This is a genomic window from Rhodococcus sp. 008 (assembly GCF_001682295.1).
Lineage (GTDB): Bacteria > Actinomycetota > Actinomycetes > Mycobacteriales > Mycobacteriaceae > Rhodococcus_F > Rhodococcus_F qingshengii.
The window spans coordinates 22,883-48,280 of sequence record NZ_CP012749.1; the positions used below are offsets into that span (position 1 = coordinate 22,883).

The following is a 25,398-nucleotide window of genomic DNA, read 5'->3' on the forward strand; positions in this document are numbered from 1 at the left end:
ATGACCGTCGACCTCAACAAGGACACGCTCCTGTGCATGTCGCTCTCCGGGCGACCGAGCAACATCGGCACCAGATTTCACAATTACCTCTACGAGGAATTGGGCCTGAACTTCGTCTACAAAGCCTTCACCACCGAAGACGTGCCAGCCGCGATCGCCGGCATACGAGCACTCGGGATTCGAGGCTGTGGGGTGTCGATGCCGTTCAAGGAACAGGTCATCGAGCACATCGACGTCATGCATGATTCGGCCAGCGCCATCGACTCCGTCAACACGATCGTCAACGAGTCCGGAGTGCTGCACGCCTACAACACCGACTATCAGGCGGTGGCCGATCTACTGCGTGACAACAACGTCGACACGAGCCTGTCCGTCGCTGTCGCCGGCAGCGGTGGCATGGCAAAAGCAGTCGTCGCCGCGGTGCGCGACACCGGATTCACCGACGTCACCGTGATCGCCCGCAACCAGCAAGTGGGGTCGTCGCTCGCGAAGCAGTACGGCTTCGACTGGCAGGCCGAACTCGGCGAGCTTCGTCCCGGTGTGCTGATCAACGCCACTCCGATCGGTATGTCCGGCGGCGCAGAAGCAGATGCACTGTCGTTCCCCGAACAAGCAGTGCGCGCCGCCGATGTCGTCTTCGACGTCGTCGCGATGCCTGCGAACACGCCACTGATCGCGTTGGCGACCGAACTCGGCAAGACGGCGATCACGGGAGCGTCGGTCATTGCCCTTCAGGCCGCCCAACAGTTCGTGCTCTACACCGGCGTGCGTCCGAGCGCGGAGCAGATCCAGCGAGCGTCGGAATACTCACGGGCGTAGGAACCACGTCGCCGTGAACGAGACCGGGGAGACTCCACCTCAACAACTCGCGCGGAACTTCAACGAGTTGTTGCAAGAACTGCGCGTCGCGCTCTCTGGTGTTCAGATCCTGTTTGCCTTCTTGCTGGCCGTGGCATTCACCGAACGCTACGAGGAAGCGTCGGCGTACATCCGCGGCATCCACTTGGTGACGGTGATCCTTGTTGCCATCTCGTTCGGGTTCCTGATGGCACCCGCGGTCTGGCATCGCATGCTTTTCCGCCGTGGGCACCGCGAGAACATATTGCCCGTGGCCAACCGATTCGCCCTGTGCGGCATAGCCTTTCTGGCCGCCTCCATGACCGGCACGGTCCTGTTGATCGCCGAGGTCGCCGTCGGCGGAGTTGCCGCAAAGGTGTTGGCAGCGTGCGCCGCGATCATGTTCACGGCGCTGTGGTTTCTCGTGCCGTCATTCATCGATCGCACCAAGAGCTGACTCAGGCTCCGGTGTCGACGGCGCGAGTGCTGTCGTTGGACCACTGTGACCACGAGCCCGGGAACAGCGTCGCGTCGTAACCAGCGATCGCGAGCGCCGCGATCTCGTGCGCTGCAGTCACTCCGGATCCGCAGTACACCGCCACCTTGTCTCCGACGCCCAGTCCGGCGAATCGCTCACGCAGGTGGGTCGTATCCAGGAATCGCCCGTCGCCGGTGATGTTCTCGGCGGTCGGCGCGTTCACCGCACCGGGGATGTGCCCTGCGACGGGATCCATCGGCTCGACCTCGCCGCGGTACCGCTCCCCGGCTCGGGCGTCGAGAAGGACACCGCCCTCGCTCGTCCAGTTGCCGACACCGTCGATGTCGACAGTCGGCATGTTGCCGCCGGTGAAAGTCACGTCGCCCGGGCTGACGGACTCGCCGATACCGGCCGCCAACGGCAGTCCTGCGGACTCCCAGGCCTGCAGCCCGCCGTCGAGCAGTCGGACATCCGAGAGTCCGGCCCACCGCAGCAGCCACCAACCACGGGCAGCGGCCGTGTTGCCGGTGGCGTCGTAAAGCACCACCGAATCACCGTCGTCGATTCCCCAACGACGCGCCGCGGCCTGCAGGTCTTCGAGACTCGGCAGCGGATGCCTCCCCTCGTCCGGCGACGGCGGCGAGGCAAGTTCCTCGTCGAGGTTCACGAATACCGCACCGGGAATATGGCCGTCGCGAAAATGCTGCTCGCCGTTCGAATCACCCAGCGCCCATCGGACATCGAGCAATCGCGGCGCAGCGCCGGCCTCGATGAGAGCGGACAGTTCTTCGACGTCGATCAGCACGGGAAGTGTCATGAGCCCATCCTGACACGACCACTCATGCAACCCCGAAGAAGGCACCGAGGCCCACCAACAACACTCCCGTCACCACGTCGATTCGCTTCCCGACGCCAGGGCGACGCAGCTTCTTGCCGGCTCCGGCCGCCAACACCACCACGATCGCCCACCACAGTGCCGCGGCGACCACCGTCGCGCCCGCCAACATCAACGTCCGCAGCCCTGCGCCTTCACCCGGCTCGATGAATTGCGGGAGTAGCCCGAGAAAGAACAACAACGCCTTCGGGTTCAGCAGGTTCGAGAGGAAGCCGTAGCGAAATGCCGTGGTGACCGCGATCGGTTCTTTCGCTGCCGGAATTCCCTCGTCCGAGGCGCGGGCTTTGAAAGCACTTCGAATCGCGGAGATGCCGAGCCAGGTCAGATATGCCGCCCCGGCGTAGGTGAGCGCGGAGAGCAACTGTGGCCGTGTCGCCACAAGTGCGGAGAGACCCAGTGACGCGGCAGCGGTGTGAACGAAGAGCCCGGAAATCACACCGGCGGCCACCACCGCGCCGGTCCGACGATCTGCTAGAGAATGACGCAGGATCAGGACAAAATCCGGTCCCGGCGTGAACAGGACGATGGATAGCAGGGAGCCGAAAGCGAGCCATTGACCGACACTCATCCGAAATACCTCACACCCGAGCTGATTCGAGACACATGTTCATGCCAGGAGTGTGCAACTGGATCCGGGAAGTTCAAAACGACTCCGGATATAGTTCGGCAGATGACGAAGAATGAGCCTCTGGATCCGGTGGACTGGAAGATTTTGGCCGAATTGCAGAACGACGCGTCGATCACCAACAAGGTGTTGGCCGATCGAGTCGGTTTGGCGACGTCCTCGTGCCACGAGCGCGTACGACGCCTACGCGCCAACGGCACGATCAGCGGCATCCATGCGGTTGTCGATCCGGCAGCCGTTGGCCGGTCGATGCAGGCGATCATCGCCGTTCAATTGCGACCACACCGCCGCGACCTCGTCGACCGGTTCACCGCCGACGCGCTAGCGCTGCCGGAAACGCTTGCGCTCTTCAACGTCTCGGGGCCCGAGGACTTCTTCCTCCACGTCGCGGTCCGTGACAGCGCTCATCTACAACGGGTATTGATCGACCACCTCGCCGCACATCCCGAGGTCTGGCACGCCCAAACGCACCTCATCTACGGCAAAGCGGTCACCTCACCCATCCGACCGGACAGGTAAATCGGGCCTCGAGCGGGTCGGGCAGAATCACTGACCATGTCGGACTCCACAGATACCACCGAACCGGAAGCCGTTCGCAGCAACTCGCAACCGATGAGCGCAGGCATCGTCACGGCCCTCGTCGGCTTCACCAGTTCGTTCGCGGTGGTCCTCACCGGCCTCGCCGCTGTCGGCGCGGACGCGACCGAGGCGGCGTCCGGACTGCTGGTTCTGTGTGTGACCCAAGCGTTGGGAATGCTCTGGCTCTCACGCCGGTATCGGATGCCGATCACCCTGGCCTGGTCGACGCCCGGTGCCGCTCTGCTCGCCGGCGCCGGAGCGGTCGAGGGTGGGTGGCCGGCGGCGGTCGGAGCATTCATCGTCGTCGGAATCGCGATTGTTCTGACCGGACTGTGGCCGACGCTCGGAAGGATCATCTCGGCAATCCCGACGCCCCTCGCGCAGGCGATGCTCGCCGGGGTTCTGATGCCGTTGTGCCTGGCGCCGATCATCGCCGTCCGGGACGCCCCCGCAGCGGTCGCGCCCGTCATCCTGGTTTGGCTTGCCGCGCAGCGCTTCTCCAAGCGATGGGCGGTTCCGCTCGCGTTCCTCACCGCAGCGGTCGTGATCGGGATCAGCCTCGTCACGTCGGATCGAGTGCTCGACGCCGGCGCCATGATTCCCCGCATCGATCTCACCGCGCCGTCGTGGACCTGGCAGGCAATGATCGGCATTGCGATTCCCCTCTACATCGTCACGATGGCTTCGCAGAACATTCCCGGTGTGGCCGTGATGAATTCGTTCGGATACACCGTTCCCTGGCGACCGTCGATGATCGTGACGGGTGTCGGCACCATCGTCGGCGCACCGGCCGGTGGCCATGCGATCAACCTCGCGGCGATCAGCGCAGCCCTGGCCGCCGCCCCCACCGCACATCCGGATCCCAAACGTCGATGGATCGCTGCCTTCACCGCAGGCTGGGCGTATCTCGTTCTCGCTGCCGGCGCGGCCGCGGTGGCCGCTCTGGTAGCCGCCGCACCGGCCGGAGTCGTGGAAACTGTTGCCGGACTGGCGCTCCTGGCAACGCTTGCCGGCGCCCTCACGTCGGCGCTGAGCGAGGCGAGTGAACGTGAAGGCGCCGTGGTCACGTTTCTGATCGCCGCATCCGGGGTCAGTATCCTGGGAATCGGTTCGGCATTCTGGGCACTGTTGGTGGGGCTGATCGTGCGTGCAGTCCTACAGGGCACCACCCTGCCCTCACTCGCGCGACAGTCCTCACTACAGTCGAAGCCGTGAGCACAGCGCAGACGCCCCCGTCGATCAGCGAGTTTCCCGTTCTCTGGCCCGTCCCGACGCGGTGGGACGACAACGATCACTACGGCCACGTCAACAACGTGACCTACTACTCGTACTTCGACACCGCGGTCAACGCCTGGCTGATGTCTTCCACTGGAACCGACATCCGCACCCTGCCTGCCATCGGCGTCGTCGCCGAGACGTCGTGCCGGTACCTGAGCGAGCTGTCGTTCCCCGAGCAGTTGCAGGTGGGTATCTCCGTCGAGAAGCTGGGCACCAAGAGCATCGTCTACGCCCTGGCGATATTCCACGAGGTCGACGGTGGCAATTGGGAACCCGCTGCCACCGGCCGCTTTGTCCACGTCTACGTCGACGCCGACACCCGTAAGCCGGTGGAGATCCCGGCGGCCATCAGATCGGCAGCCGGGATCTTGACCGAAAACTAGCTCAGGCCGAGCTGATCTGCCGTCAAGACGGCGCGTGCAACGATTCCGTCGATCAGCGCGACCGTCGGGCCGCCGTGCTCGGCCTTGTTGCGCGGATCGTCGAGAATGCGTCGCAGCACGCCCTCTGCGATGATCGCGAGCTTCCACAGAGCGAGTACGTGCCAGTATCCGACCGCTGACACGTCGCGGCCAGTCGCCTCGACGTAGGCAGCGACCAGCTCGTCACGGTTCGGGAAGCCTTCCAGCGTGGACGCCATGAACGGACCGGCAACCTTGTCACCGGCTTCCGGCCAGTACGCGAGTAGCGCACCGAGATCCGCGAGCGGCTCCCCCAACGTGCACAGCTCCCAGTCGACGACGGCAACGATGCGCCCCTCGGCCGGATCGGTGATGACGTTGTTGAGGTGGAAGTCGCCGTGAACCAACGTCACTTCGTTCTGTTCCGGAATGTTTCGGTGCAGAATCTCGGCCAATCGGTCGACATCCGGAACATCGCGGGTCTTCGACTTCTCCCACTGCGCCGACCACCGCTTGAGCTGACGCTCGGCAAAGGGCTTGCGGCTGGCCAGGTCGTCCAGCCCGGTCTCTTCCAGGTCAACTCCGTGGATGCTGGCGAGGGTTTTGGGCATCGCCAAGCCGACCGCGCGACGCTCGTCCTCGGTCAACTTCTGAGCCACCGGAACGCCGTCGATCACAACGCCGTCGATGTAGCTCATGAGGACCAGCGGAGCGTCCGTGATCTCCGGATCTTCCGTGATGCCGAGGATCTTCGGAACCGGCACTTTGGTTCCCTGGAGCGAGGACAGGATGCGGTGCTCGCGAACGACGTCGTGCGCGGAAGCCAACAATGTTCCCAGTGGAGGTCTGCGCAGTACCCACCGTCCTCCGCCCGCATCCGTCACGGAGTAGGTCAGGTTCGATTGCCCGTTACCGATCCTCTCGAAAGTCAGTGGTGTCGTGGCGCCGACCCCCAGTTCGGCGATCCACGCGGAAACAGCTTCTTCGTTCAAACCGACTGCAGTCACCGCACCGATGCTAGCGGTTGAAGTCCGATCGGTTGGCCGTACCGACACGTTTGTTACTCGTCAGTTCGCAGCTCAGGTCTTGATACGGCAGTGAAAATACTTGCGAATTTCCCAATCAGGGGGATCCTGATGGTAGACCGACAACTGCATACAACACATCGGGATTGTGCGGCGTACTCACGAGGCGCGCCGGGCATGAGCAGAAACCGAGGTGAGCGAAGATGGTCGACAACCTCGATTATCCGGTCCAACTCATCCAACCGAACGGCGCACGGGTGTGCCGTCCCGAATTCGACCGCCTGATAACGGACATCGGGCCTGACGAACTGCTGTCGTTGTATCGCGATCTCGTCGTGAGTCGCCGCATCGACACCGAAGCTGTTGCCCTGCAGCGTCAAGGCGAAATCGGGTTGTGGGCTCCGATGCTCGGTCAGGAAGCCGCGCAGGTCGGTTCCGCGAGAGCGCTCGCCCCAGGCGACTTCGCCTTCACCAGCTATCGCGAACATGCCGTCGCGTACTGCCGCGGAGTTCCCCCCGAATTGCTGACCACCATGTGGCGCGGAATCTCCCATTCCGGTTGGGATCCAGAACAATTCAACGTCACCAACCCGGCGATCGTCGTCGGCTCCCAAGGGCTGCACGCCACCGGATACGCACTCGGCGCACACCTGGACGGCGCCGAGATCGCAACGATCGCGTACTTCGGCGACGGCGCCACAAGTCAGGGCGACATCGCCGAGGCGATGGGATTTGCCGCCAGTTTCCGTGTCGGCGTTGTCTTCTTCTGCCAGAACAACCAGTGGGCAATCAGTGAACCGGTATCCCTCCAGTCACGCACGCCCATCTCACATCGGGCAATCGGTTACGGCATCCCCGCGATCCGCGTCGACGGTAACGACGTCCTTGCCGTGCTCGCCGTGACGCGCTCGGCGCTCAATCGCGCACGCGAAGGCAGCGGCCCGACGTTCATCGAGGCGATCACCTGCAGAATGGGCCCGCACACGACCTCCGACGATCCGAGCAGGTACCGCACCGATACGGATATGTCGGAGTGGAGAAGCCGCGATCCGCTCGAGCGAATGCGTCTGCTCCTCGGCCGTCGCGATCTTCTCGGAGAAAACGAACTCAGCACCATCGCGGCAGCCGCCGACGACGTCGCCGCTGGACTGCGACGCGCAACCATCGCGCTCGCCGATCCGCCCCCGTCAGCGCTCTTCGATCACGTCTACGCCGAGGCACACCCACTGATCGACGCTGAACGCGAAGAGCATCGCGCGTATCTCCGTAGCCTGGAAGGGGCTTCGTCATGACCGTCATGAATCTGGTGACCGCGCTCAACACCGGCCTTCGACGCGCACTCGAAGACGATCGTCGCGTTGTCATCATGGGCGAGGACGTCGGCCGTCTCGGCGGCGTATTCCGGGTTACCGACGCCCTGCAGAAGGACTTCGGCGACACCCGGGTGATCGACATGCCCCTCGCCGAATCAGGGATCGTGGGAACAGCTTTCGGTCTTGCCTTGCGCGGATATCGTCCGGTCTGCGAAATTCAATTCGACGGGTTTGTCTACCCGGCTTTCGATCAGATCGTCTCGCAGGTGGCCAAGATCCAGTACCGCACCCGAGGCGCTGCCTCTGCGCCACTGACGATTCGGATTCCCAGTGGCGGCGGAATCGGTGCGGTGGAACATCATTCGGAGTCGCCGGAAGCGTACTTCGCTCACACCGCGGGACTGCGGGTGGTGTACCCGAGCAATCCGATCGACGGTTTTCACATGATCCGCCAATCCATTGCGGCCGACGACCCGGTGATATTCCTCGAACCCAAACGGCGCTACTGGGATACCGCCGACGTGAATACCGATGCTGCGCCCGAGCTTCCGCTCCACCGTGCTCGCGTCGCCCGCTCGGGGAACGACGCGACAGTGGTTGCGTACGGATCCATGGTCACCACCGCACTCGACGCCGCGCGGATCGCCGAAGAAGAGGGCCATGATCTGGAAGTGGTGGATCTGCGTTCACTCTCCCCCGTCGACTTCGACACGATCGAGGCGTCGGTGAACAAGACAGGCCGGCTGGTCGTTGTCCACGAGGCTCCGAAGTTTCTCGGCGTCGGCGCCGAAATCGCAGCACACGTCGCGGAACACTGCTTCTATCAGTTGGAGTCGCCGATCCTGCGGGTCAGCGGATTCGACATCCCCTACCCGCCCGCCAAGCTCGAGCGTTTTCACCTTCCGGACGCCGACCGGATCCTCGCAGCACTCGACCGGACGCTGGCAGCATGAGTACAGGGCACGAATTCCGGTTGCCGGATCTCGGCGAGGGCCTGACGTCCGCCGATCTGGTCGAGTGGACGGTCGGCGTCGGTGACACGGTGGAACTCAATCAAGTTCTCGCCCAGGTAGAGACAGCCAAAGCTCTTGTCGAACTGCCGTCGCCCTACGTCGGTGTTGTCAGAGAACTCCTCGTCGAACCTGGCACTACCGTTCCGGTGGGTACTCCGATCATCCGTATCGAGGAGTCTTCAAATTCACCGTCTCCAAGTAATTCTCAGTCTCCGAGAGTGCTGGTCGGATACGGACCCGCGACCGAGAGAACGAGCCGCCGACGGAGCAAGATCACGCCGTACTCGCAATCCGCGGCGAGTACCGAGCGTCGGCCCGCAACCCCCGCGGCGCGGCGCGCGGCCCGCGAAGCCGGCATCGATTTGAGCGAAATCACCGGCAGCGGATTCGACGGTGCCGTCACCGCGGCTGACGTCGCAGACGCGCTTACCGTGCAGTCGCCTTCGGATAACGCGACACGCCTGGCCTCGTCCGGCATACGAAAACAGATGGCGTCGGCGATGGTTGCCAGCACCCGCGCTCCGCAGGCCAGCGTCTTCCTCACCGCCGATGTCACGCCTTCGATGGAACTGCTCGGCAGGCTCCGTTCCTCGGAGGCGTTCACCGGACTGTCTCTCACTCCGCTGACTCTCGCTGCCAAGGCAATGGTGGCCGCCGTCGCCTCGCACCCGATGGTGAACGCGCATTGGGACGAGGCCCGCGGCGACGCCGCCGTCGACGATGACGTGAATCTCGGCATCGCCGTCGCCTCCGAACGTGGACTGTCCGTGCCCAACATCAAGAGCGCCCAGACCCTGAGCCTGGTCCAGCTCGCACGCGCGGTGACCGAACTGACCGTTGCTGCCCGTGAGGGAAAGACGGACGTCCGTCATCTGACGGGTGGCACCGTCACGATCACCAATGTCGGAGTCTTCGGCGTCGACGGCGGCATTCCGCTTCTCAATCCGGGAGAAGCCGTCATTCTCTGTCTGGGCTCGGTGAGCGAGCGTCCGTGGGTGATCGAGCGCAAGATCGAAGTGCGGAGCGTCGTGACACTGACGTTGACGTTCGACCACCGCGTGCTGACCGGTGAGCAGGCCGCGAGATTCCTCTCATTTGTCGCACAGATGCTCGCGGACCCGGACCTGTTGCTGACTCACCTGTAGAAAGGAACGAGTGAGCGTCAACCCCACCGACCGCGCAGTCCCCACCTCCGCCCTGGTGCGCGCCCGCGCCGGCATCTTCGGCATTTTCGGCATCAACGGATTTCTCCTCGCGATGTGGGTCGTCCACATCCCGTCCATCGAACACCGAGTGGGGATCAGTCACTCGACGCTCGGCTCACTTCTTCTCCTTCTTGCAGTCGGAGCCATTGCCGGCATGCAGTTGAGCGGCCCGCTCGCAGATCGATACGGCAGCAGACGCATGGTCGTCCTGGCGGGTAGCGGGCTGGCATTCGCCACTCTCGGCCCGGGGTTTGCCACGAACACCTGGCAGCTGGGCGCTGCACTTGTCGTGTTCGGCTTTGCGAACGGCGCGTTGGACGTGTCGATGAACTCGCAGGCCGTCGAGGCCGAACAGTTGTACCGGCGCTCGATCATGGCGGCCTTTCACGGCATGTTCTCGGTCGGTGGCGTATTGGGCTCTGTCATCGGATTCGGCACTCTCGCACTGGATCTTCCGCCGTATGTCACGCTCAGCATCGCGTCGGCAATCGGCTTGCTGGCAGTCTGGTTGTGCTCGCGACCCCTTCTCCCTCACGTCGACGTGCATGCCGAAACCGCGTCGACTACCGGAAAGACACACGGCAGATTCTCGGCTCGCGTACTTGCCCTCGGAACCCTCGCCTTTGTTCTGATGCTGGCCGAGGGAGTGGCAAACGACTGGAGCGCGCTGCAGGTCAAGGAAGATCTCGGTGTTTCGAATGCCGTTGCCGCACTGTCGTTCGGCGCATTCTCCGCCACGATGACCGTCGGCCGGTTCACCGCGGATCGGATCAGCGCGGCGGTAGGCCCGGTGGCCGTGGTTCGCTACGGCGCGTTGCTGTCGTCCGTCGGCATGCTGACCGTCGTGGTATCCGGCTGGCTACCACTGACGTTGCTCGGTTGGGCGCTGTTCGGCGCAGGCCTGTCGGGATGTATTCCGCAGATCTTCACCACGGCCGGAAATCTGGGCTCAGGTTCGGCCGGTACCAACATGTCTCGCGTCGTCGGCATGGGATACATCGGATTCCTCGCCGGGCCGGCAACCATCGGCTGGGTCACCAAGCTTGTGCCTCTCACCACAGCAATGTTGATCCCGTTTGCATGCGTCCTGGTCGCAGCGGGTTGTGCGGGTGTCGTTCGGCGCGATTCTCCGACCGCCTACAGACCTCACAGCTGATCCTCACGATCGGCACAGACTCAACAGGGATGCTGGTACTCGTGACCGTCTCGACCTCCACCCAGCACCCCGCTCCCTCCACAACCACTCGCTTCCTCGTCCTTGCCGCGATCGCCGTCGTAGCGCTGGGCGTCTTGTATTTCGTGCGACCCACCTCGCCCGGTTTGAGCGTCCCGGAACAGGTGCGCGCACTTGCCGAGTGGACGGTAGGCCGATTCGACGTCACCGCTGTACTCGCAGCCACTACCGCTCTGGCCGTCGTCTCGATGGTCCGCGGACTGCCATACGGCATCGGCGCGATCCTGCTCCTCGGAATGGGCGCCAATCTCACCAACGCGGCATTCGGTTCCTGGCTCCCCGATGTGCCCCAGGACCTATTGCCCAGCGGTCACGTCGCAGCGGCGACCGCGCTGTACTGCTCGGCGATCTTGATCACCGCCCCGCAGTGGCGTCCGGTGGTCGCCGGGCTCGGATTCGTCGGAGTTGCTGCGATCGGTGCCAGCGCGCTCGCCGCCGAGCTGAGCGGCCTTTTCGGAGTGATAGCTGGCATTCTGATCACCCTGGTATGGGCCTGTGCCGCAGCCATTTTGATGGCACGATCGCCCATCGCCGCGAAACGTGAAGAGCTACGCCCGGATACGGCAGCCATCGCGTTCTCCAGGCACCGGAGCATCCGACTTTAGTCCTAAATCTTTGGGATTCAGAGATTTTCGCCGATAGCTCGCCCGCCACGGTTGCACATGACGTATGTTCTGAAATGTCCGAATCAAGTAGTTCCACAGCGAAGGAGTCTTTACCGTGAGCCTCGAAGATCTGAACCCGCTCGAACTGATCCAGAAGTTGATCGAACTACTTTCCGGCTTCTCTTCCGACCCCGAAACCCCCGAGGTTCCGTAAAACGTCGCCAGAGGCGCCTGTTCCGAGTTTCGTCTCGGACCAGGCGCCTTTGTCGTTTCAGCACAAGAAGTCGTTGCAGCACAAGAAGTCGTTGCAACACACGACATCTTTGCAACACACGGCCACGAAAAAGGCGTCCACTCGCAGCTGCGAGTGGACGCCCCTTCCGAGTACCAGCGCTAGAGCGCCTTGAGTTCCTCGGTTACTTCGGAGACCGACTTCTTGGCGTCACCGAAGAGCATCGAGGTGCCCTCGGCGAAGAAGAGCGGGTTCTCGATACCGGCGAAACCGGAGTTCATCGAGCGCTTGAGCACGATGACGGACTTCGACTGGTCGACGTTGAGGATCGGCATTCCGTGAATCGGTGAGCTCGGATCGTTGCGCGCCGCCGGGTTGGTGACGTCGTTCGCGCCGATCACCAAGGTGACATCGGTACGAGAGAACTCGTCGTTGATGTCGTCCATTTCCTTCATCGCGTCGTACGAGACATCCGCCTCTGCGAGAAGGACGTTCATGTGACCGGGCATACGGCCGGCGACCGGGTGAATGGCGTACTTGACCTCGACGCCCTTCGACTCGAGCAGTTTCGCCATGTCCTTGACGGCATGCTGAGCCTGCGCGACGGCAAGTCCGTATCCGGGTACGACGATGACCTGGTTGGCGTAGGCCATCTGGATGGCCGCGTCGGCGGCCGAGGTCGCCTTTGCCGTGCGCACGACGCCGTCGGAGGATGCGGCTTCACCGCCACCACCACCGAAGCCGCCGGCAACGATGGCCGGGATGGACCGGTTCATGGCCTTGGCCATGAGGTTGGTCAAGATGGTGCCCGAAGCACCGACGATCATGCCGGCGACGATCATCGCCTGGTTGTTGAGCGCCAAACCTGCAGCAGCAGCTGACAAACCGGTCAGAGCGTTGAGCAGCGAGATGACGACGGGCATGTCCGCGCCGCCGATGGGCAGCACGACCATCAGTCCGAGGATGCCCGAGAGCACGAGCACGCCGACGATCCACAGTGAGCTGGTCGGGCCTTCCGGTGAGATCGCCTTGATACCGATGATCACCGAGAACGCGACGGCGGCAATGAGCAGCAGAGCATTGAGCGGCTGCTGGAGCTTGCCGATTCCGATCGGACGACCAGGCAGAGTTTCCTGCAGCTTCAGGAACGCGATCACGCTGCCCCAGAAGGAGATCGATCCGATCACCGCGGCAAAGAGCGAAGCGATGACGATGTGTACCGTCGGCGATTCGCCGTGCTGGAATGCGGTGAAACCGTCCGAGTCCAGGAACTCCGCGTACGCGATCAACGCGACTGTGCCGCCGCCGACACCGTTGAACAGTGCCACCAACTGCGGCATGGCCGTCATCTTCGTCCGGAGCGCCGGCGGAACGCCGAGCACGACACCGATGACAAGGCCGGCAGCGATGAGGATCCAGTTCCCCATCTCCGCATCACGAATGGAGATCAGAGTTGCAACGACGGCGATGAGCATGCCGACCGCGGCGATCTGGTTGCCGCGGACTGCGGTCTTCGGGCCGGTAAGACCCATGAGGCCGTAGATGAACATCGAGAACGCGACAATGTAGAGCGCATTGACCAGGTATTCCATTACTGGTCACCATCCTTCGACACAGACTTGGCAGCCGGCTTGGCCTTGAACATCGCCAACATGCGGTCCGTGACCACAAAACCACCGACAACGTTCACGGTTCCGAAGACGAGCGCGACGAACAAGATGATCTGCAACCCGATCGAGGGATCGTGCACCTTGCCCAGGACGACCAACGCACCCAGGACGACGATGCCGTGGATGGCGTTCGTACCGGACATCAACGGGGTGTGCAGGGTGTTCGGAACTTTGGAGATCACAGCGAAACCGACGAACCCGGACAACACCAGGATCGCGATGTTCGCCAGAAGTGATGTGTACATCAGGCGCCCTTCTCTTCACGGGTGACGCACGCACCGGCCAGAACCTCGTCGGAGAAATCAGGCGCCAAGGCACCTTCCACCAACATGAGTTCGATCAGCGCGGAAATGTTCTTCGAGTACAACTCGGACGCATGCTCCGGCATGGACGCCGGCAAATTCAGCGGAGAGCAAATGGTCACGCCGTGCTTGACGACGGTTTGACCCGGCTCGGTCAGCTCGCAGTTACCACCGGTTTCACCCGCGAGGTCGACCACGACACTGCCCGGCTTCATGCCTTCGACCGCGGCAGCGGTCACCAGGCGCGGCGCGGGACGACCCGGAACCAGAGCTGTGGTGATCACAACGTCGAAGCCCTTGATCGCATCTTCGAGTGCCTGCTGCTGCTTCGCTCGCTCGTCGTCGGTCAACTCGCGGGCGTATCCACCCTCGCCCGCCGCATCGATTCCGAGGTCGAGCCACTGTGCACCCACCGAACGCACCTGGTCGGCGACCTCAGGACGCACGTCGTACCCGGTAGCGCGGCCACCGAGACGCTTGGCTGTCGCCAGCGCCTGCAGACCTGCCACACCCACTCCGAGGACCAGAACCGTCGCAGGCTTCACCGTGCCCGCAGCGGTGGTGAGCATCGGGAAGAACCGCGTCGACTCCGATGCTGCCAACAGAACAGCCTTGTACCCGGACACGTTCGCCTGCGAGGACAACGCGTCCATCACCTGCGCGCGGGAGATACGAGGAATCGCCTCCACGGCGTATCCCTCGATGCCGGCGGCCTTCAACTCGGCGATGCGGTTGTCCGCATTACGCGGATTCAGGAAACCGATGAGCTTCGCGCCGGTACTGATCCGGGCGATCTCTTCTGTCGACGGAGGCGCAACCTTGACCACCACGTCAGCAGTCCACGGATCGCCGATCTTCGCGCCGGCAGCGGTGTACAACTCGTCGGGAATCAACGCCCCGAGACCGGCCCCGGACTCGACGACCACGTCGACACCCTTGCCGATCAAAGCGGACACAATTTTCGGCACCAATGCGACCCGACGCTCACCATCACTCGATTCTCGAGGGACGCCGACCGACGGACGCACTTGTGCGCTCTTCGATGTTTCCATTTTCCATTACCTTCTGCGGTTGGTGGTTCGCCTGCTGCGACGAGCGGCAACCAGCATGTGATGAGCGGAAGATGACCCGCTTTTGGGTGAATGGTGACTGATAGTAGCCAGAGTTAACGCGGCGTAGGGAAACCGACGACGCACTTTCTCCATCTGAATCGAGTCCGAACAGTATGTTTGGACATACCTGAAGAAGCCTACTGTGAGGCCGATCACACCGGAATGGCGGACTATTCCACTATTTGAAACGGCCGAAAGACGTAAAGGCATCAGAATGACGCGCCGAATAATCACCGTCGAGCGAGTTTACGAACGGGCTTCCGAATGTAACGCCGTCCGACTCCGCGTGGACCGACTCCGGCCACGCGGCCTCAAACGCGAAAACCTGCAGTACGCCTCGCACCGGCCTCGGATGCTCGACCCGTTGTTCTACTGACAGCAAGCAAGGACCTGCCATACGGTCACGCGCAGGTCCTTGCCGACTATCTCGCAGAATTACTCTGATGTCCTAGCATTTCACTAGAGCATCAATTGCTCACATATTGAGACCGCAACTTGTGCTTGACGAGCTTTCCTGTAGCGGTCCTAGGCAATTCGTCGGCAAAGTCAATGCTTCTCGGAGCTTTGAAATGTGCGACCTGACTGCGGACGTATTCCAGCAATTCCTCGGCGACATGGGCACCAGGCTCGATTCCCTCCGCTAGTTGGACAACCGCCTTGACCTGCTCACCCATTTCTTCGTCGGGAACACCGATGACCGCCACGTCGAACACCTTCGGGTGCAAAGTAAGGATGTTCTCGGACTCCTGTGGGTAGATATTCACACCACCGGAGATAATCGTGAACGCGGCGCGGTCGGTCAGATAAAGGAAACGCTCGGAGTCGATATAGCCGATATCTCCACTCGTCGTCCACGTCGGATGATCCGGATGCTGCGCGGCAGCCGTTTTCTCGGGATCATTGTGGTACCGGAACGGCAAAGTCTCCCGCTCCCAGAACACGGTACCGATCTCGCCGACCGGAAGATCGCGCCCGGCGTCGTCACAGATGTGCACGATCCCCATCACTCCGTCACGCCCGACGGAACCCGGATGCGACAAGGCCTGCTCACTGTTGATGAAGGTAGCGCCCGAACCCTCGGTCGAGGCGTAGTACTCGTAGATCACCGGCCCCCACCAGTCGATCATTGCCGTCTTCACTTCGGGCGGGCAGGGAGCAGCAGCGTGAATGGCGACCTTCACCGTCGAGACGTCGTAACGATCACGGGTCTCCTTCGGAAGTTTCAACATTCGAACGAACATCGTCGGTACCCACTGACTGTGCGTCACAGCGTATTTACCGATCAACTCCAGCGCGGTTTCGGCTTCGAATGCATCCATCAAGATCACGGTTCCGCCGACCGAATTGATCACGCCGCAAAAACGCAGGGGCGCCGCGTGATAGACCGGAGCCGGGCACAAATAGACTGTGTCGGAATCGAACCCGTACATCGGTGCGAACACCGCGGTGTACGGATCCATGGTGGTGTTCACCTCACCCTCCGGGAGATCTCCTTTGATCCCCTTCGGCCTGCCGGTGGTTCCCGACGAATACAGCATGTCAGCCCCACGCGGCTGCGAGTCGAGTGGAGCAGTGGACTGCGCATCGACCGCTTCTTCGTAGTCGTCGAAGCCCTCGAGGGCGCCGCCGTACACCAATCGGTGCCGCACGCGTGGAATCAGCTTCTCGTCCAACGGAACTGCTGCGGACGCCTGCCCCGACGCCACCAGAATTGTCGCCTCGCAGTCGTCGACGATGTAGGCAGCCTCCGAAGCCGTGAGATGCCAGTTCACCGCGGTGATGTAGAGGCCGGATCTCAACGCTGCCCAGTACACCTCGAACGCCCGGAGATCGTTGTTCGAGATGAGAGCGACGTGGTCCCCAGGCTTGGCACCGACACTTCGGAAGTATCGCGCCAACTGCGTCGACCGTTCGTCGAGTTCCCGATAGGTGATGGACTCACCCGTCGCAGGGCGAATGACGGCGGGCTTGTCCGGCGTGGACTGGACAAAATTTCCTGGAAACACGAAGACTCCTCTGTCGGTGACGACAACGCCGCGTGAGCCTGCTTCGGCGTCGACAATCCTGGTCTACCACAGGAACTCTGCCACCCTCGGAGGTTTGGTGACACCGACTCGAAGCATGGGAATGCCCGCTCACTTATCCGCCGGGACATACAGTGAGGAGAACCGCACCGTCCGAAACAGGAGATGTCCACATGAGTGGTTGGCCCCAGGACTCAGTAGTCGACGCATTGACCGAGGAATGGCGAGTCATCGACGCACTGCTGGCCGAACTCGACGGCGATCAGTGGTTGGCACCGTCGAACCTTCCGGGGTGGACGGTTCACGACATCGTGTCCCATCTGATCGGTACGGAATCACTGCTCTCGGGCATCAATCCGCCGTCGATCAATCTGGACGTGCACGCATTGCCCCACGTCCACAACGAGATTGCGGCGTTCAACGAGCGCTGGGTCGAAGGCCTGCGGCGGACACCGCACTCGGACCTGCTGACCCGATATCGCGAGATCACCGCCGAACGAACCGAAGCGCTGCGCTCGATGACCAGCGCGGACTGGGACGCCGAGACACAAACACCGGTCGGTCTTGCGCCCTATGGCCGGTTCATGCGTATTCGGACCTTCGACTGTTGGATGCACGAACTCGACATCAGAGATGCAGTTGGCATTCCGGGTGAGGAAGGCGGATTGCGCGCGGAGACTGCATTCGGCGAAATCACCAGCGCGCTCGGATTCGTCGTCGGAAAACGAGGAAAGGCGCCAGAGGGAGCACGGATCACTTTCGAACTCGAAGGGCCACTTGCCCGTTCACTTCACGTCTCGGTCGACGCGCGAGCAACACTCGTCCCGGAGTTGGACGGTCCGGCGACCACGACCATCTCGATGAGCTCACCGCTCTTCACCCGAATTGCCGGTGGCCGCGTCCACGCGTCGGATCACCGAACCGACATCTCGCTTCGCGGTGACACCACGGTGGGCACACGCGTCGTCGACAATCTGGCGTTCACGATTTGAGGGCTGGGTGGGTAGGTCGCGAAGGTACTGAGAAGTGAAACTGTTTCTCTCGTCCTACCGATTCGGCGATCACCGCGAGGCTTTTGTCGATCTCGTAGGCCGCGGCGCTCGCATCGCGGTCATCGCCGCGGCTGCAGATTCGTGGCCCGCCAATGCCCGCAGTTCAGCAGTCACCAGCGAATTGACTCCGCTACGGGCAGCGGGCTTCACCGCAGAGGAAGTGGATGTCCGAGACTTCCTGGGTGCATCGGAAGCACTGGAACTCCGGCTCCGCGAATTCGACTGCCTGTGGGTTCGCGGCGGAAACACGTTCGTCCTGCGAGCTCAGCTAGCTCGAAGTGGCGCTGACAGGGTCATCGAGATGCTGGTTCGTTCAGGCGTCGTGGCCTATGCGGGATACAGCGCCGGAGCGTGCCTGGCGACTCCGACTCTGATCGGGCTGGACGCGTCGGACGACCCCGCTGAAGTCATGCCAACGTGCGGTATCGACCCGATCTGGTCCGGGCTCGCGCTGATCGACTTCGCGATAGTGCCGCACGGCGGCGATTCGCTACTCGAAGATCCACAGGTGACTGCGCGGACGATTGCGGCCCTGACCACGGCGGGCGCGCAATTCACCGTGCTTACAGATCACGAGGTGATACTCGTCGACCGTTGATGTAACGCAGACGGTTGATCTTGACGCAGACTGAGCAGTCGACTCGGCCCGACCGGATCAGCCGTGCTCTGCCACCGCGGTTCCGGCTGCCGGCGACTGACGCTCGAGCCTCGTCCACGCGATCTCCCAGCGCTTGACAGAGACCTCGTCAGCGTCCTCGAGAAGGGCGTCGAGGAGCAGGCGTGGATTTTCGCGCCATGCCAGTTCAGCGGCATGGACTTCCGCAGCCGAGAACAACCCGGAAGCCTCGAGATCACGAATCCATTCGCAGATCTCGCCTCGGTGAATCCGTGCGATGGTCTCGTATCCCAGACCTTCGTCAAGGAAGTCGTACGAAAAAATTGCGGCAAAGTAACTGTTCGACTCACGCTGCCCGAAAATCATGTGCGTTCCTTCCTCGAAGTTGTCCGACGAAGACTCGAAATCGAACCGTTGAGCAGCGACGCCAAAGTTTTTTTGGCGAAGTTGTAACGCTTCTTCTATCCCCGACGATTCAAACGCTAACCCCCCGAGCGGGTCTTTGGGATCACGTCCGAGAAACGATCTGATGACCAACGCAATACCCCTGGGGTTTCCGGCCACTCGCACCCATCATCGACACGCAACCAGCGCGCCGCTGACCTGCAATTTGCCCGTTTCAGGCCCTCCACTTAATCCATCCGAACAGACGACAAAAAACTTTGTGACCGGTCCCACATATTGGGATAGTTACGATCGTGATGCATATGTATCACCCGTTGTGGGCACAAAAGTACGGGCAAATCGGCACGTACAGACCAGTTTTGTTCGTTCTCCATGGCGACGAAGGTCCCTTGAACGGTCGTCCAGTTGTAGTTGCGCTAAGTAACGGATCCCACGTCGGCAACCGATATTGCGGACGGCCTGCCAGGTAGCGTGCTCCAGAGAACGTAGACGCGGCGCGGCGCAACCGGCCGCCCTTTCGAAACGGAGCCCGAAGATGACCGAGACAGTGGCGCACAATCCCGCGGAAACGCGTTTCGAGATCCGAGTCGACGGCGAACTCGCCGGTTTCGCCGAGTACTCGGACCATTCCGGCGTCCGTGATTTCCACCACACGGTGACCTATCCGCAGTTTCGTGGGCGCGGGCTTGCCGCCATCGTGGTGCGTGAAGCGCTCGATCAGACCCGGAACGAGGGATTGAAGATCCTTCCGACGTGCTCGTACGTCGAGAAGTTTGTTGCGGAGAACCCCGTCTACCAGGCATAACCGAACGAGAACGGCCGGCGAAAAACCAGTCGCGAACCTGCAGACCCCGCTGCTAGCGTCGATGGTGCCGTCGTCGAAATCCTGGGCGGCACCATCTCGGGGAAGGAAAGAACGTGGTCGCCTCAGCAGATCGGCGTCCACCTGCGTCCACGGACGTAGCTATCCCCAGCTATCTCCCTCTCGTACTGGTCAATCTCGCGACGCTGTTCTCGTCGATCGGCAACGGTATCGCCATCGTCGTGCTCCCCTGGCTGGTTCTCGAACGAACCGGTAAGGCTACCGACGCGGCGATAGTTGCCGGCGCAGCAGCCATTCCGCTACTCGTGTCGAGCCTGTTTTCGGGGACATTCGTCGACAAGTTCGGACGCCGTCGAACGTCGATGATTTCCGACGCTCTCTCCGCGATGTCCGTTGCAGCGATTCCGATCATCGCGGCCACCGCGGGCTTGACGATCCCGGTGATCGCGGCGTTGGCCGCACTCGGCGCCGTGTTCGACCCCGCCGGAATGGCGGCGAGGGAGTCCATGCTGCCTGCAGCGACTCGGACCGCCAAGTGGAAGCTCGATCGAACCAACAGTGTGTACGAGGCCAACTTCAACGTCGCGTATCTGATCGGCCCTGGCATCGGCGGTGTCCTCATCGCAACGATCGGAGCGGTGAACACGCTCTGGGTCACGGCGGCAGGTTTTGTGTTCTCGATAGTCGTGGTCGCCTTCATCCGGCTTCCCGGCGCCGGAGTGCCCGAACACGAACACCGTCCGAAATCGATCTGGCACGGCACACTCGACGGTCTTCGGTTCGTCTGGAACAACAAACTGCTGCGCACCCTGGCGCTGATCGACATGGCAGTCGTCGCGCTCTACATGCCTGTGGAGAGTGTCGTGTTCCCGGTGTACTTCACAGAGTTGGATCAACCGGCCCAACTCGGATCGGTGTTGATGGCCTTGGCGATCGGCGGCATCATCGGCTCTCTCGCCTACGCCCCACTGGCGCCGATCATGTCCCGGCGGCTGATCATGATTTTTGCCGTCGCCGTTCTCGGCATAGCGATGCTGGCCATGGCGCTCCTACCTCCACTGTGGGTGATCCTCGTACTTGCCGGACTGCAGGGCCTCGTCTACGGACCAGTCGGCCCGATCGCCAACTACGCCATGCAGACGCACAGCCCGGAGCACATGCGTGGACGCGTCGTCGGTGTCATGACGTCGACGGCCTACGCCGCAGGCCCGCTCGGCTACCTCGCGGTCGGCCCGCTGCTCGATCAACTCGGAATCGCGTCGACCTTTGTGGCCCTGTCGATTCCGATCATCCTGATCGCCGCAGTCTGTGCCTCTCTGCCGGTGCTTCGCGAACTGGATCGTCCGCGGCACTCGACCGACGTCAGTTGAACCCCATCACGTCGTTGCCCCAGGCGACGCGCAATCCGTGATCGGGGTCGCTGACGAGGGTGTCGGCGGAGTCGATCAACAGCGTCGACCGCTTCTCTTCCTCGTACGGCGCCCAGTGCTTCGAGCCGTCGAGGGCCGCCGGCACTGCATGCCTGGCGAAGGCCAACCATCGCCGTTGGATACGGCCGGCCACCTCCATCGCGGCCTTCCGACCGCCGAGCCAGAACGTGGGGTCGACGTTCAGGGTTCCGAAATTGCCGAATACATAAGGTAATTCGGTCGCGTGGCCCGCGCCGATCCGCGCCGCCTTGAGCATCGGCGTCGCGTGATCGAAGCGGTAGACCCATGTAGGGGAATGCCTGCAGTGCGCGTCTGCGATCCAGAGGGTCGGCATGCGAAACGCAGCGTCCCGTGACAGTGCCAGCGCGCCACTCGGTTTCGCATGGTCCGGGTAAGCCGACATGATCTCGGCAAGTTTGGTCGCGGAGATGTCGGGGTGATCGTCGGCCAGTAATTGGAGCATTGCCTCGACGGACTGCGCACTCACCGGCATCAGCGGAGACTTCATGAACTTGAAGATCGACGCCTCGTCCTTGTTGGAACCGATGATCAGTGGGATTCGGTGCGCGTAACCCTTCTGGAAAGCCGCAACCGGGTAGTGCGGCACCAGATCGCGATCGACAACGGGTGCCATCGCCAAAGTTCCCGGAATCCGGGTCGGAATTTCGTTGACCAAATCATCGCTTGCCTTGACGAGCAGTTCCAGATCCGTGGTCAGCAGATCGCCTGCGTCTTCGGGGTCGATCGAGAGCAGTTCGAGAAACCGCTCCGCCACGGTCTTGGCGCGCTCGGCCCCGTAGACGGAGGTCGCGGGCGGACTCTGGGCAATCGCACGATGGAACAGACCTTCGGCGCTCGGACAGGTCATGAGCGTCGTGATGGATCCTGCGCCGGAGGACTCCCCGAACACGGTCACCGCACTCGGGTCACCACCGAAGGCGTCGATGTTGTCTCGAACCCATTCGAGTGCCGCAATCTGGTCTCGCAGACCACAGTTCGATTCGAAAACAGTATCCGCGGTGGAGAATGCAGACAGGTCCAGGAATCCGAGTGCGCCGACGCGATAGTTGAAGGAGACGAGAACGACGTCGCCGGTTTCAGCCAGATGACGGCCGTCGTAGATCGTTTGGGCGGCGGATCCGAGGCAGTAGGCGCCGCCGTGAATCCACACCATCACCGGTCGCGGCGTGCCGTCGGGTCGCGGGGCCCAGACGTTGATCGACAGGCAGTCCTCGTCGATTTTGAAGGCCCGATCGATCGGAACCGCCGGACTCTGGCCTTGCGGCGCGATCGGCCCGAACTCACGACAGTCGCGCACCCCGTCCCACGGCTGTGCGGGTTGTGGCGCTCGGAACCTCCGCTCACCCACCGGCGCCGCTGCGTAGGGCATGCCCTTCCACGCGAATACACCGCCATCCGGATACCCGCGGGCTTCTCCGCCTCGCGCCCGGATCACCAGAGTTCCGTCCTCGCCGAGATTTGGTCGAACGTCGGTCTCCATGTCTGAATCCCCTCCCGACCCGCGCGTGTGGCAATCAAGGCCAAACCTACCAATCTCGGACGGGTGTGCGCCGAGTACGCAACCCCTCGGTGTTAAGGTCGCCTAGTTCTGACACGGGGTGCTCCGCATGGGCGGGGCTGAGAACACACCCGGGAACCTGATCAGGTAATGCTGACGAAGGGATGTCATGGCTACTACGCAGCCTGCATACAATTCTGCCGAAAACTCGGTGGCCACAGCGCCGTCGACGGATCGGTTCACAGATCGACTCTGGGCCGAGACGAAGGCCCTCCGCGAGTCGATCGACTCACTGGAGTTCCTCCGCCGCCTCGGCGACGGAACCTTGCCTCTCGACGCGTTCCGCACGTACATCGAGCAAGACAAGCTTTATCTTGAGGGGTATTCGAAAGCGTTGTCCCTGGTCGCGGCCCATGCCCCGGATCCGCAGTCCGCGGGCTTCTGGTCGAATTCCGCGTCCACGGCAGCGACAGTGGAATCTGCGCTTCACGACGGACTTCTCACCGGTGGAATTCTTCCAGCGGGATCGGGAAGGCTCGAGCATTCGCAGGCCTGCCTGGGATACGTCTCGTATCTGACGGCGACTGCAGCAACTGCGCCTTACCCGGTCTCCGCAGCGGCAGTACTCCCCTGCTTCTGGATCTACGCCGAGGTCGGCCGCGATCTTGCCGCTTCAGCGCGCGAGGTACTCGACGCCGATCCGTCGCATCCGTACGCACAGTGGGTCACGACCTACGACGCACCCGAATTCCACGAGTCGGTGGCGCAGGCCCGCGTACTGGTCGATGCTGCGGCCGAAGCTGTCACCGAGACAGAGCGTGAGGCGATGAGTGAAGCATTCCGCATCGCCAGCCGCTATGAGCTGATGTTCTGGGATTCCGCACTCCACCAGCAGCCTTGGCCGGCGTCGTGATGTCGTTTGCGGCGCTGCGCCGCACGCTTGCCACGTCTGCCGCGATCGCAGCCGCGTTCACAGTTCTGACCGGATGCGCCTCTGACACCGGCTCTTCCGACGGGACCATTCGGTTCGCACTCGACTGGACACCGAACACGAACCACACCGGTTTGTACGTAGCACTCCAAGAGGGCTACTTCGAGGACGCCGGCCTGGACGTCTCGATCCTGCCGTACAACAACACCTCGCCCGACACCCTGGTCGATGCCGGCAACGCGGAGTTCGGCATCAGCACACAGAGTCAGGCCACGTTCGCCCGTGCAGCCGGCGCCGCCACGACGTCCGTCATCGCGCCACTTCAGCACCGCGCCACCGGCATCGGCGTGAAGGCGGATCGTGCGGACATCACGCGCCCACGTGATCTCGACGGGAAGACGTACGCCGGGTTCGGTGATCCCGGCGAAGTCGAAACGCTGCAGCAGATCATCCGCAACGACGGCGGGACCGGGAACTTCACGACGGTCACGCTCGGAACTTCCGCGTACGAAGCCGTGTACTCGGGCCAGGCAGACTTCACCGTCTCCTACTTTGCTTGGGAAGGCCTCGAAGCGGAGCGAAACGGAACTCCGATGCGGTACTTCCAGTACACCGATTACGGCTTCCCCGATGCGTATTCGATCGTGATCAACGGCAACCAGCAGTGGTTGAAGGACCATCCCGACGAGGCACGCAAGTTCGTCAAAGCCGTTCAACGCGGATATCAGACTGCTGCCGACAACCCGGACCAGGCCGCGCAGGATCTCATCGACGCGAACCCCGGAGCATTCACCGACGAAGACCTCGTGCGTGAGAGTCAGCGGATGCTCGCCGCCGACTACATGAAAGACGCCAACGGCGTTGTGGGCGCCCAGAATCTCGAAACCTGGTCGGGCTACTCGGGATTCCTCTTCGAGAACGGATTGCTCGCCGGACCCGACGGGAAGCCGTTGACCCAGAAGCCGGACTGGTCGGAGTACTTCACCAATGAGTATCTCGACGCGTCCTGACGTGAGCGGACGGTTGGTCTCGACCATGCGGCGGGCGCTTCCCGCGCTCGCCGTGGTGGTGCTCCTCGTGGCGGCGTGGCAGATCTACGTCGAGATCAGTGGGATTCGGCCGCAAGTACTTCCGTCTCCGGGGCGCGTTCTGTCCCAGGGGTGGGACAACCGCGAGATCATCTCCGGCCACGCCTGGTCGACATTGCAGGTCACGTTGGTCGGCTTCACTGTTTCATTGGTGTTGGCCTGGATTCTTGCCGTGGTCGTGGACTTTTCGCCGTGGTTGTCACGCGCGCTGGTACCACTTTTCGTCGTCTCGCAGACGCTGCCGATCATCGCCATCGCGCCGCTGATGATCATCTGGTTCGGCTTCGGGTTGTTGCCGAAGGTGTTGGTGATCGCCCTTGCGACGTTCTTCCCCATGACCATCGGACTCATCGAGGGATTTGCCGCGGCCGACCGGGAAGCGGGCGCTCTCCTGCGCAGTATGGGCAGCACTCGCTGGCAGGAGTTCCGATACGTTCGCCTTCCTTCGGCAATTCCGCGATTCTTCACTGCCCTGCGCATCGGCATCACGTATGCGGTCGTGGGTGCGGTGTTCTCCGAATACGTCGGCGCTACTTCCGGTTTGGGTATCTACATGAGCACCCAGAAGAACTCCTTCCGCACCGACCTGGTGTTGGCGGCCGTACTGGTGACCGCGTTGATCAGCGTCACGCTGTACTTGCTGACGTTCGCCATCGAGCGCATCGTTGCACCATGGGCGATGAACGAAAGGTCGCGGACATGACTG

The 25,398-nt window shown here is 62.4% G+C and carries 26 protein-coding genes and 1 riboswitch; of the genes, 17 read left to right on the top strand and 9 right to left on the bottom strand.

What is annotated here, in order from left to right; genetic code table 11:
* Positions 1-819, top strand: coding sequence for a shikimate 5-dehydrogenase (locus AOT96_RS00120; RefSeq protein WP_065352726.1), 819 nt, complete (start codon positions 1-3; stop codon positions 817-819).
* A 13-nt stretch (positions 820-832) separates the two neighbouring features.
* Complete coding sequence (locus tag AOT96_RS00125; RefSeq protein ID WP_003941357.1) at positions 833-1,294, top strand: DUF6328 family protein; 462 nt, start codon at positions 833-835, stop codon at positions 1,292-1,294.
* Position 1,295: 1 nt separating this feature from the next.
* On the opposite strand, the gene AOT96_RS00130 is transcribed toward AOT96_RS00125, so the two are convergent.
* Both AOT96_RS00130 and AOT96_RS00135 read right to left on the bottom strand, forming a co-directional pair.
* Positions 1,296-2,132, bottom strand: a complete 837-nt coding sequence (locus tag AOT96_RS00130) for a sulfurtransferase (protein WP_065351148.1) — start codon at positions 2,130-2,132, stop codon at positions 1,296-1,298.
* A 22-nt stretch (positions 2,133-2,154) separates the two neighbouring features.
* Entirely contained in the window at positions 2,155-2,778 is a 624-nt protein-coding gene (locus AOT96_RS00135) for a LysE family translocator (protein ID WP_003941342.1), read from the bottom strand.
* A 102-nt stretch (positions 2,779-2,880) separates the two neighbouring features.
* On the opposite strand from AOT96_RS00135, the gene AOT96_RS00140 reads away from it, so the two are divergent.
* From AOT96_RS00140 to AOT96_RS00150, 3 genes are read left to right on the top strand one after another with little or no spacing between them, the layout of a single operon-like run.
* Positions 2,881-3,354, top strand: coding sequence for an Lrp/AsnC family transcriptional regulator (locus AOT96_RS00140; RefSeq protein ID WP_003941284.1), 474 nt, complete (start codon positions 2,881-2,883; stop codon positions 3,352-3,354).
* 36 nt (positions 3,355-3,390) lie between these two features.
* The gene (locus AOT96_RS00145) at positions 3,391-4,629 is read left to right on the top strand and encodes a benzoate/H(+) symporter BenE family transporter (protein ID WP_065351149.1); all 1,239 of its coding nucleotides are present in this window, start codon (positions 3,391-3,393) and stop codon (positions 4,627-4,629) included.
* Positions 4,626-5,075 (top strand): acyl-CoA thioesterase, encoded by a 450-nt coding sequence (locus AOT96_RS00150; protein ID WP_054826357.1) that lies wholly within the window; start codon positions 4,626-4,628, stop codon positions 5,073-5,075. Before AOT96_RS00145 ends, AOT96_RS00150 begins: the two co-directional genes overlap by 4 nt.
* Here AOT96_RS00150 and AOT96_RS00155 read toward each other — a convergent pair.
* A complete protein-coding gene (locus AOT96_RS00155; protein WP_065351150.1) occupies positions 5,072-6,100 on the bottom strand; it encodes a phosphotransferase family protein in 1,029 nt (342 codons plus the stop codon). The two genes, AOT96_RS00150 and AOT96_RS00155, sit on opposite strands and share 4 nt — an antisense overlap.
* A 221-nt stretch (positions 6,101-6,321) precedes the next feature.
* Here AOT96_RS00155 and pdhA point away from each other — a divergent pair, with 221 nt between their 5' ends.
* The 5 genes from pdhA to AOT96_RS00180 are packed head-to-tail and all read left to right on the top strand — an operon-like array spanning position 6,322 to position 11,488.
* On the top strand, positions 6,322-7,410 hold the full coding sequence (gene pdhA / locus AOT96_RS00160; protein ID WP_065351151.1) for a pyruvate dehydrogenase (acetyl-transferring) E1 component subunit alpha: 1,089 nt from the start codon (positions 6,322-6,324) through the stop codon (positions 7,408-7,410).
* Positions 7,407-8,384, top strand: coding sequence for an alpha-ketoacid dehydrogenase subunit beta (locus tag AOT96_RS00165; protein WP_065351152.1), 978 nt, complete (start codon positions 7,407-7,409; stop codon positions 8,382-8,384). Before pdhA ends, AOT96_RS00165 begins: the two co-directional genes overlap by 4 nt.
* Positions 8,381-9,589, top strand: coding sequence for a dihydrolipoamide acetyltransferase family protein (locus AOT96_RS00170; RefSeq protein ID WP_065351153.1), 1,209 nt, complete (start codon positions 8,381-8,383; stop codon positions 9,587-9,589). The genes AOT96_RS00165 and AOT96_RS00170 overlap by 4 nt, the downstream gene beginning before the upstream one ends.
* 10 nt (positions 9,590-9,599) lie before the next feature.
* Positions 9,600-10,805 (top strand): MFS transporter, encoded by a 1,206-nt coding sequence (locus AOT96_RS00175; protein ID WP_065351154.1) that lies wholly within the window; start codon positions 9,600-9,602, stop codon positions 10,803-10,805.
* A gap of 29 nt (positions 10,806-10,834) precedes the next feature.
* The gene (locus AOT96_RS00180; protein ID WP_065351155.1) at positions 10,835-11,488 is read left to right on the top strand and encodes a hypothetical protein; all 654 of its coding nucleotides are present in this window, start codon (positions 10,835-10,837) and stop codon (positions 11,486-11,488) included.
* Between the two features lie 393 nt (positions 11,489-11,881).
* On the opposite strand, the gene AOT96_RS00185 is transcribed toward AOT96_RS00180, so the two are convergent.
* From AOT96_RS00185 to AOT96_RS00200, 4 genes are all read right to left on the bottom strand, one after another.
* On the bottom strand, positions 11,882-13,312 hold the full coding sequence (locus AOT96_RS00185) for an NAD(P)(+) transhydrogenase (Re/Si-specific) subunit beta (RefSeq protein ID WP_003941368.1): 1,431 nt from the start codon (positions 13,310-13,312) through the stop codon (positions 11,882-11,884).
* Positions 13,312-13,635: an NAD(P) transhydrogenase subunit alpha gene (locus AOT96_RS00190; protein WP_003941319.1), complete on the bottom strand. Its 324-nt coding sequence runs from the start codon at positions 13,633-13,635 to the stop codon at positions 13,312-13,314. The genes AOT96_RS00185 and AOT96_RS00190 overlap by 1 nt, the downstream gene beginning before the upstream one ends.
* The gene (locus AOT96_RS00195) at positions 13,635-14,744 is read right to left on the bottom strand and encodes a Re/Si-specific NAD(P)(+) transhydrogenase subunit alpha (protein ID WP_003941381.1); all 1,110 of its coding nucleotides are present in this window, start codon (positions 14,742-14,744) and stop codon (positions 13,635-13,637) included. Before AOT96_RS00195 ends, AOT96_RS00190 begins: the two co-directional genes overlap by 1 nt.
* Before the next feature lie 527 nt (positions 14,745-15,271).
* Positions 15,272-16,810: an AMP-binding protein gene (locus AOT96_RS00200; RefSeq protein WP_003941397.1), complete on the bottom strand. Its 1,539-nt coding sequence runs from the start codon at positions 16,808-16,810 to the stop codon at positions 15,272-15,274.
* Positions 16,811-17,001: 191 nt separating this feature from the next.
* Here AOT96_RS00200 and AOT96_RS00205 point away from each other — a divergent pair, with 191 nt between their 5' ends.
* Positions 17,002-17,820: a maleylpyruvate isomerase family mycothiol-dependent enzyme gene (locus AOT96_RS00205; protein ID WP_003941328.1), complete on the top strand. Its 819-nt coding sequence runs from the start codon at positions 17,002-17,004 to the stop codon at positions 17,818-17,820.
* A gap of 34 nt (positions 17,821-17,854) precedes the next feature.
* Positions 17,855-18,478, top strand: coding sequence for a Type 1 glutamine amidotransferase-like domain-containing protein (locus AOT96_RS00210; RefSeq protein WP_065351156.1), 624 nt, complete (start codon positions 17,855-17,857; stop codon positions 18,476-18,478).
* Positions 18,479-18,535: 57 nt separating this feature from the next.
* Here the strand turns inward: AOT96_RS00210 and AOT96_RS00215 are convergent, their stop codons facing one another.
* Positions 18,536-18,862 (bottom strand): hypothetical protein, encoded by a 327-nt coding sequence (locus AOT96_RS00215; protein WP_003941297.1) that lies wholly within the window; start codon positions 18,860-18,862, stop codon positions 18,536-18,538.
* 574 nt (positions 18,863-19,436) lie between these two features.
* On the opposite strand from AOT96_RS00215, the gene AOT96_RS00220 reads away from it, so the two are divergent.
* Both AOT96_RS00220 and AOT96_RS00225 read left to right on the top strand, forming a co-directional pair.
* Positions 19,437-19,706: a GNAT family N-acetyltransferase gene (locus tag AOT96_RS00220; RefSeq protein WP_007726096.1), complete on the top strand. Its 270-nt coding sequence runs from the start codon at positions 19,437-19,439 to the stop codon at positions 19,704-19,706.
* Positions 19,707-19,867: 161 nt separating this feature from the next.
* Positions 19,868-21,094 (top strand): MFS transporter, encoded by a 1,227-nt coding sequence (locus tag AOT96_RS00225; protein WP_065352727.1) that lies wholly within the window; start codon positions 19,868-19,870, stop codon positions 21,092-21,094.
* Here the strand turns inward: AOT96_RS00225 and AOT96_RS00230 are convergent.
* Complete coding sequence (locus AOT96_RS00230) at positions 21,087-22,655, bottom strand: carboxylesterase/lipase family protein (protein ID WP_007726092.1); 1,569 nt, start codon at positions 22,653-22,655, stop codon at positions 21,087-21,089. The genes AOT96_RS00225 and AOT96_RS00230 overlap by 8 nt on opposite strands.
* A gap of 104 nt (positions 22,656-22,759) precedes the next feature.
* Positions 22,760-22,855, top strand: a riboswitch (TPP riboswitch).
* Between AOT96_RS00230 and AOT96_RS00235 the strand changes: the two genes are divergently transcribed.
* The 3 genes from AOT96_RS00235 to AOT96_RS00245 all read left to right on the top strand — a co-directional run bounded on the left by AOT96_RS00235 (position 22,843) and on the right by AOT96_RS00245 (position 25,395).
* Entirely contained in the window at positions 22,843-23,586 is a 744-nt protein-coding gene (locus AOT96_RS00235; RefSeq protein WP_065351157.1) for a TenA family protein, read from the top strand. (Overlaps the previous riboswitch by 13 nt.)
* Positions 23,586-24,614, top strand: a complete 1,029-nt coding sequence (locus AOT96_RS00240; RefSeq protein ID WP_030536827.1) for an ABC transporter substrate-binding protein — start codon at positions 23,586-23,588, stop codon at positions 24,612-24,614. Before AOT96_RS00235 ends, AOT96_RS00240 begins: the two co-directional genes overlap by 1 nt.
* Entirely contained in the window at positions 24,592-25,395 is an 804-nt protein-coding gene (locus tag AOT96_RS00245) for an ABC transporter permease (protein WP_003941393.1), read from the top strand. Before AOT96_RS00240 ends, AOT96_RS00245 begins: the two co-directional genes overlap by 23 nt.
* The last annotated feature ends 3 nt before the right edge of the window (positions 25,396-25,398 follow it).

Excerpts from the sequence above, each read along its gene's own strand:
- AOT96_RS00235 (WP_065351157.1), top strand. The coding sequence starts at position 22,843 with ATGGCTACTACGCAGCCTGCATACAATTCTGCCGAAAACTCGGTGGCC.
- AOT96_RS00130 (WP_065351148.1), bottom strand. The coding sequence starts at position 2,132 with ATGACACTTCCCGTGCTGATCGACGTCGAAGAACTGTCCGCTCTCATC.
- AOT96_RS00220 (WP_007726096.1), top strand. The coding sequence starts at position 19,437 with ATGACCGAGACAGTGGCGCACAATCCCGCGGAAACGCGTTTCGAGATC.
- pdhA (WP_065351151.1), top strand. The coding sequence starts at position 6,322 with ATGGTCGACAACCTCGATTATCCGGTCCAACTCATCCAACCGAACGGC.
- AOT96_RS00180 (WP_065351155.1), top strand. The coding sequence starts at position 10,835 with ATGCTGGTACTCGTGACCGTCTCGACCTCCACCCAGCACCCCGCTCCC.
- AOT96_RS00245 (WP_003941393.1), top strand. The coding sequence starts at position 24,592 with ATGAGTATCTCGACGCGTCCTGACGTGAGCGGACGGTTGGTCTCGACC.
- AOT96_RS00230 (WP_007726092.1), bottom strand. The coding sequence starts at position 22,655 with ATGGAGACCGACGTTCGACCAAATCTCGGCGAGGACGGAACTCTGGTG.
- AOT96_RS00145 (WP_065351149.1), top strand. The coding sequence starts at position 3,391 with ATGTCGGACTCCACAGATACCACCGAACCGGAAGCCGTTCGCAGCAAC.
- AOT96_RS00205 (WP_003941328.1), top strand. The coding sequence starts at position 17,002 with ATGAGTGGTTGGCCCCAGGACTCAGTAGTCGACGCATTGACCGAGGAA.
- AOT96_RS00170 (WP_065351153.1), top strand. The coding sequence starts at position 8,381 with ATGAGTACAGGGCACGAATTCCGGTTGCCGGATCTCGGCGAGGGCCTG.
- AOT96_RS00140 (WP_003941284.1), top strand. The coding sequence starts at position 2,881 with ATGACGAAGAATGAGCCTCTGGATCCGGTGGACTGGAAGATTTTGGCC.
- AOT96_RS00195 (WP_003941381.1), bottom strand. The coding sequence starts at position 14,744 with ATGGAAACATCGAAGAGCGCACAAGTGCGTCCGTCGGTCGGCGTCCCT.
- AOT96_RS00240 (WP_030536827.1), top strand. The coding sequence starts at position 23,586 with ATGTCGTTTGCGGCGCTGCGCCGCACGCTTGCCACGTCTGCCGCGATC.
- AOT96_RS00190 (WP_003941319.1), bottom strand. The coding sequence starts at position 13,635 with ATGTACACATCACTTCTGGCGAACATCGCGATCCTGGTGTTGTCCGGG.
- AOT96_RS00120 (WP_065352726.1), top strand. The coding sequence starts at position 1 with ATGACCGTCGACCTCAACAAGGACACGCTCCTGTGCATGTCGCTCTCC.
- AOT96_RS00135 (WP_003941342.1), bottom strand. The coding sequence starts at position 2,778 with ATGAGTGTCGGTCAATGGCTCGCTTTCGGCTCCCTGCTATCCATCGTC.
- AOT96_RS00165 (WP_065351152.1), top strand. The coding sequence starts at position 7,407 with ATGACCGTCATGAATCTGGTGACCGCGCTCAACACCGGCCTTCGACGC.
- AOT96_RS00185 (WP_003941368.1), bottom strand. The coding sequence starts at position 13,312 with ATGGAATACCTGGTCAATGCGCTCTACATTGTCGCGTTCTCGATGTTC.
- AOT96_RS00215 (WP_003941297.1), bottom strand. The coding sequence starts at position 18,862 with ATGATTTTCGGGCAGCGTGAGTCGAACAGTTACTTTGCCGCAATTTTT.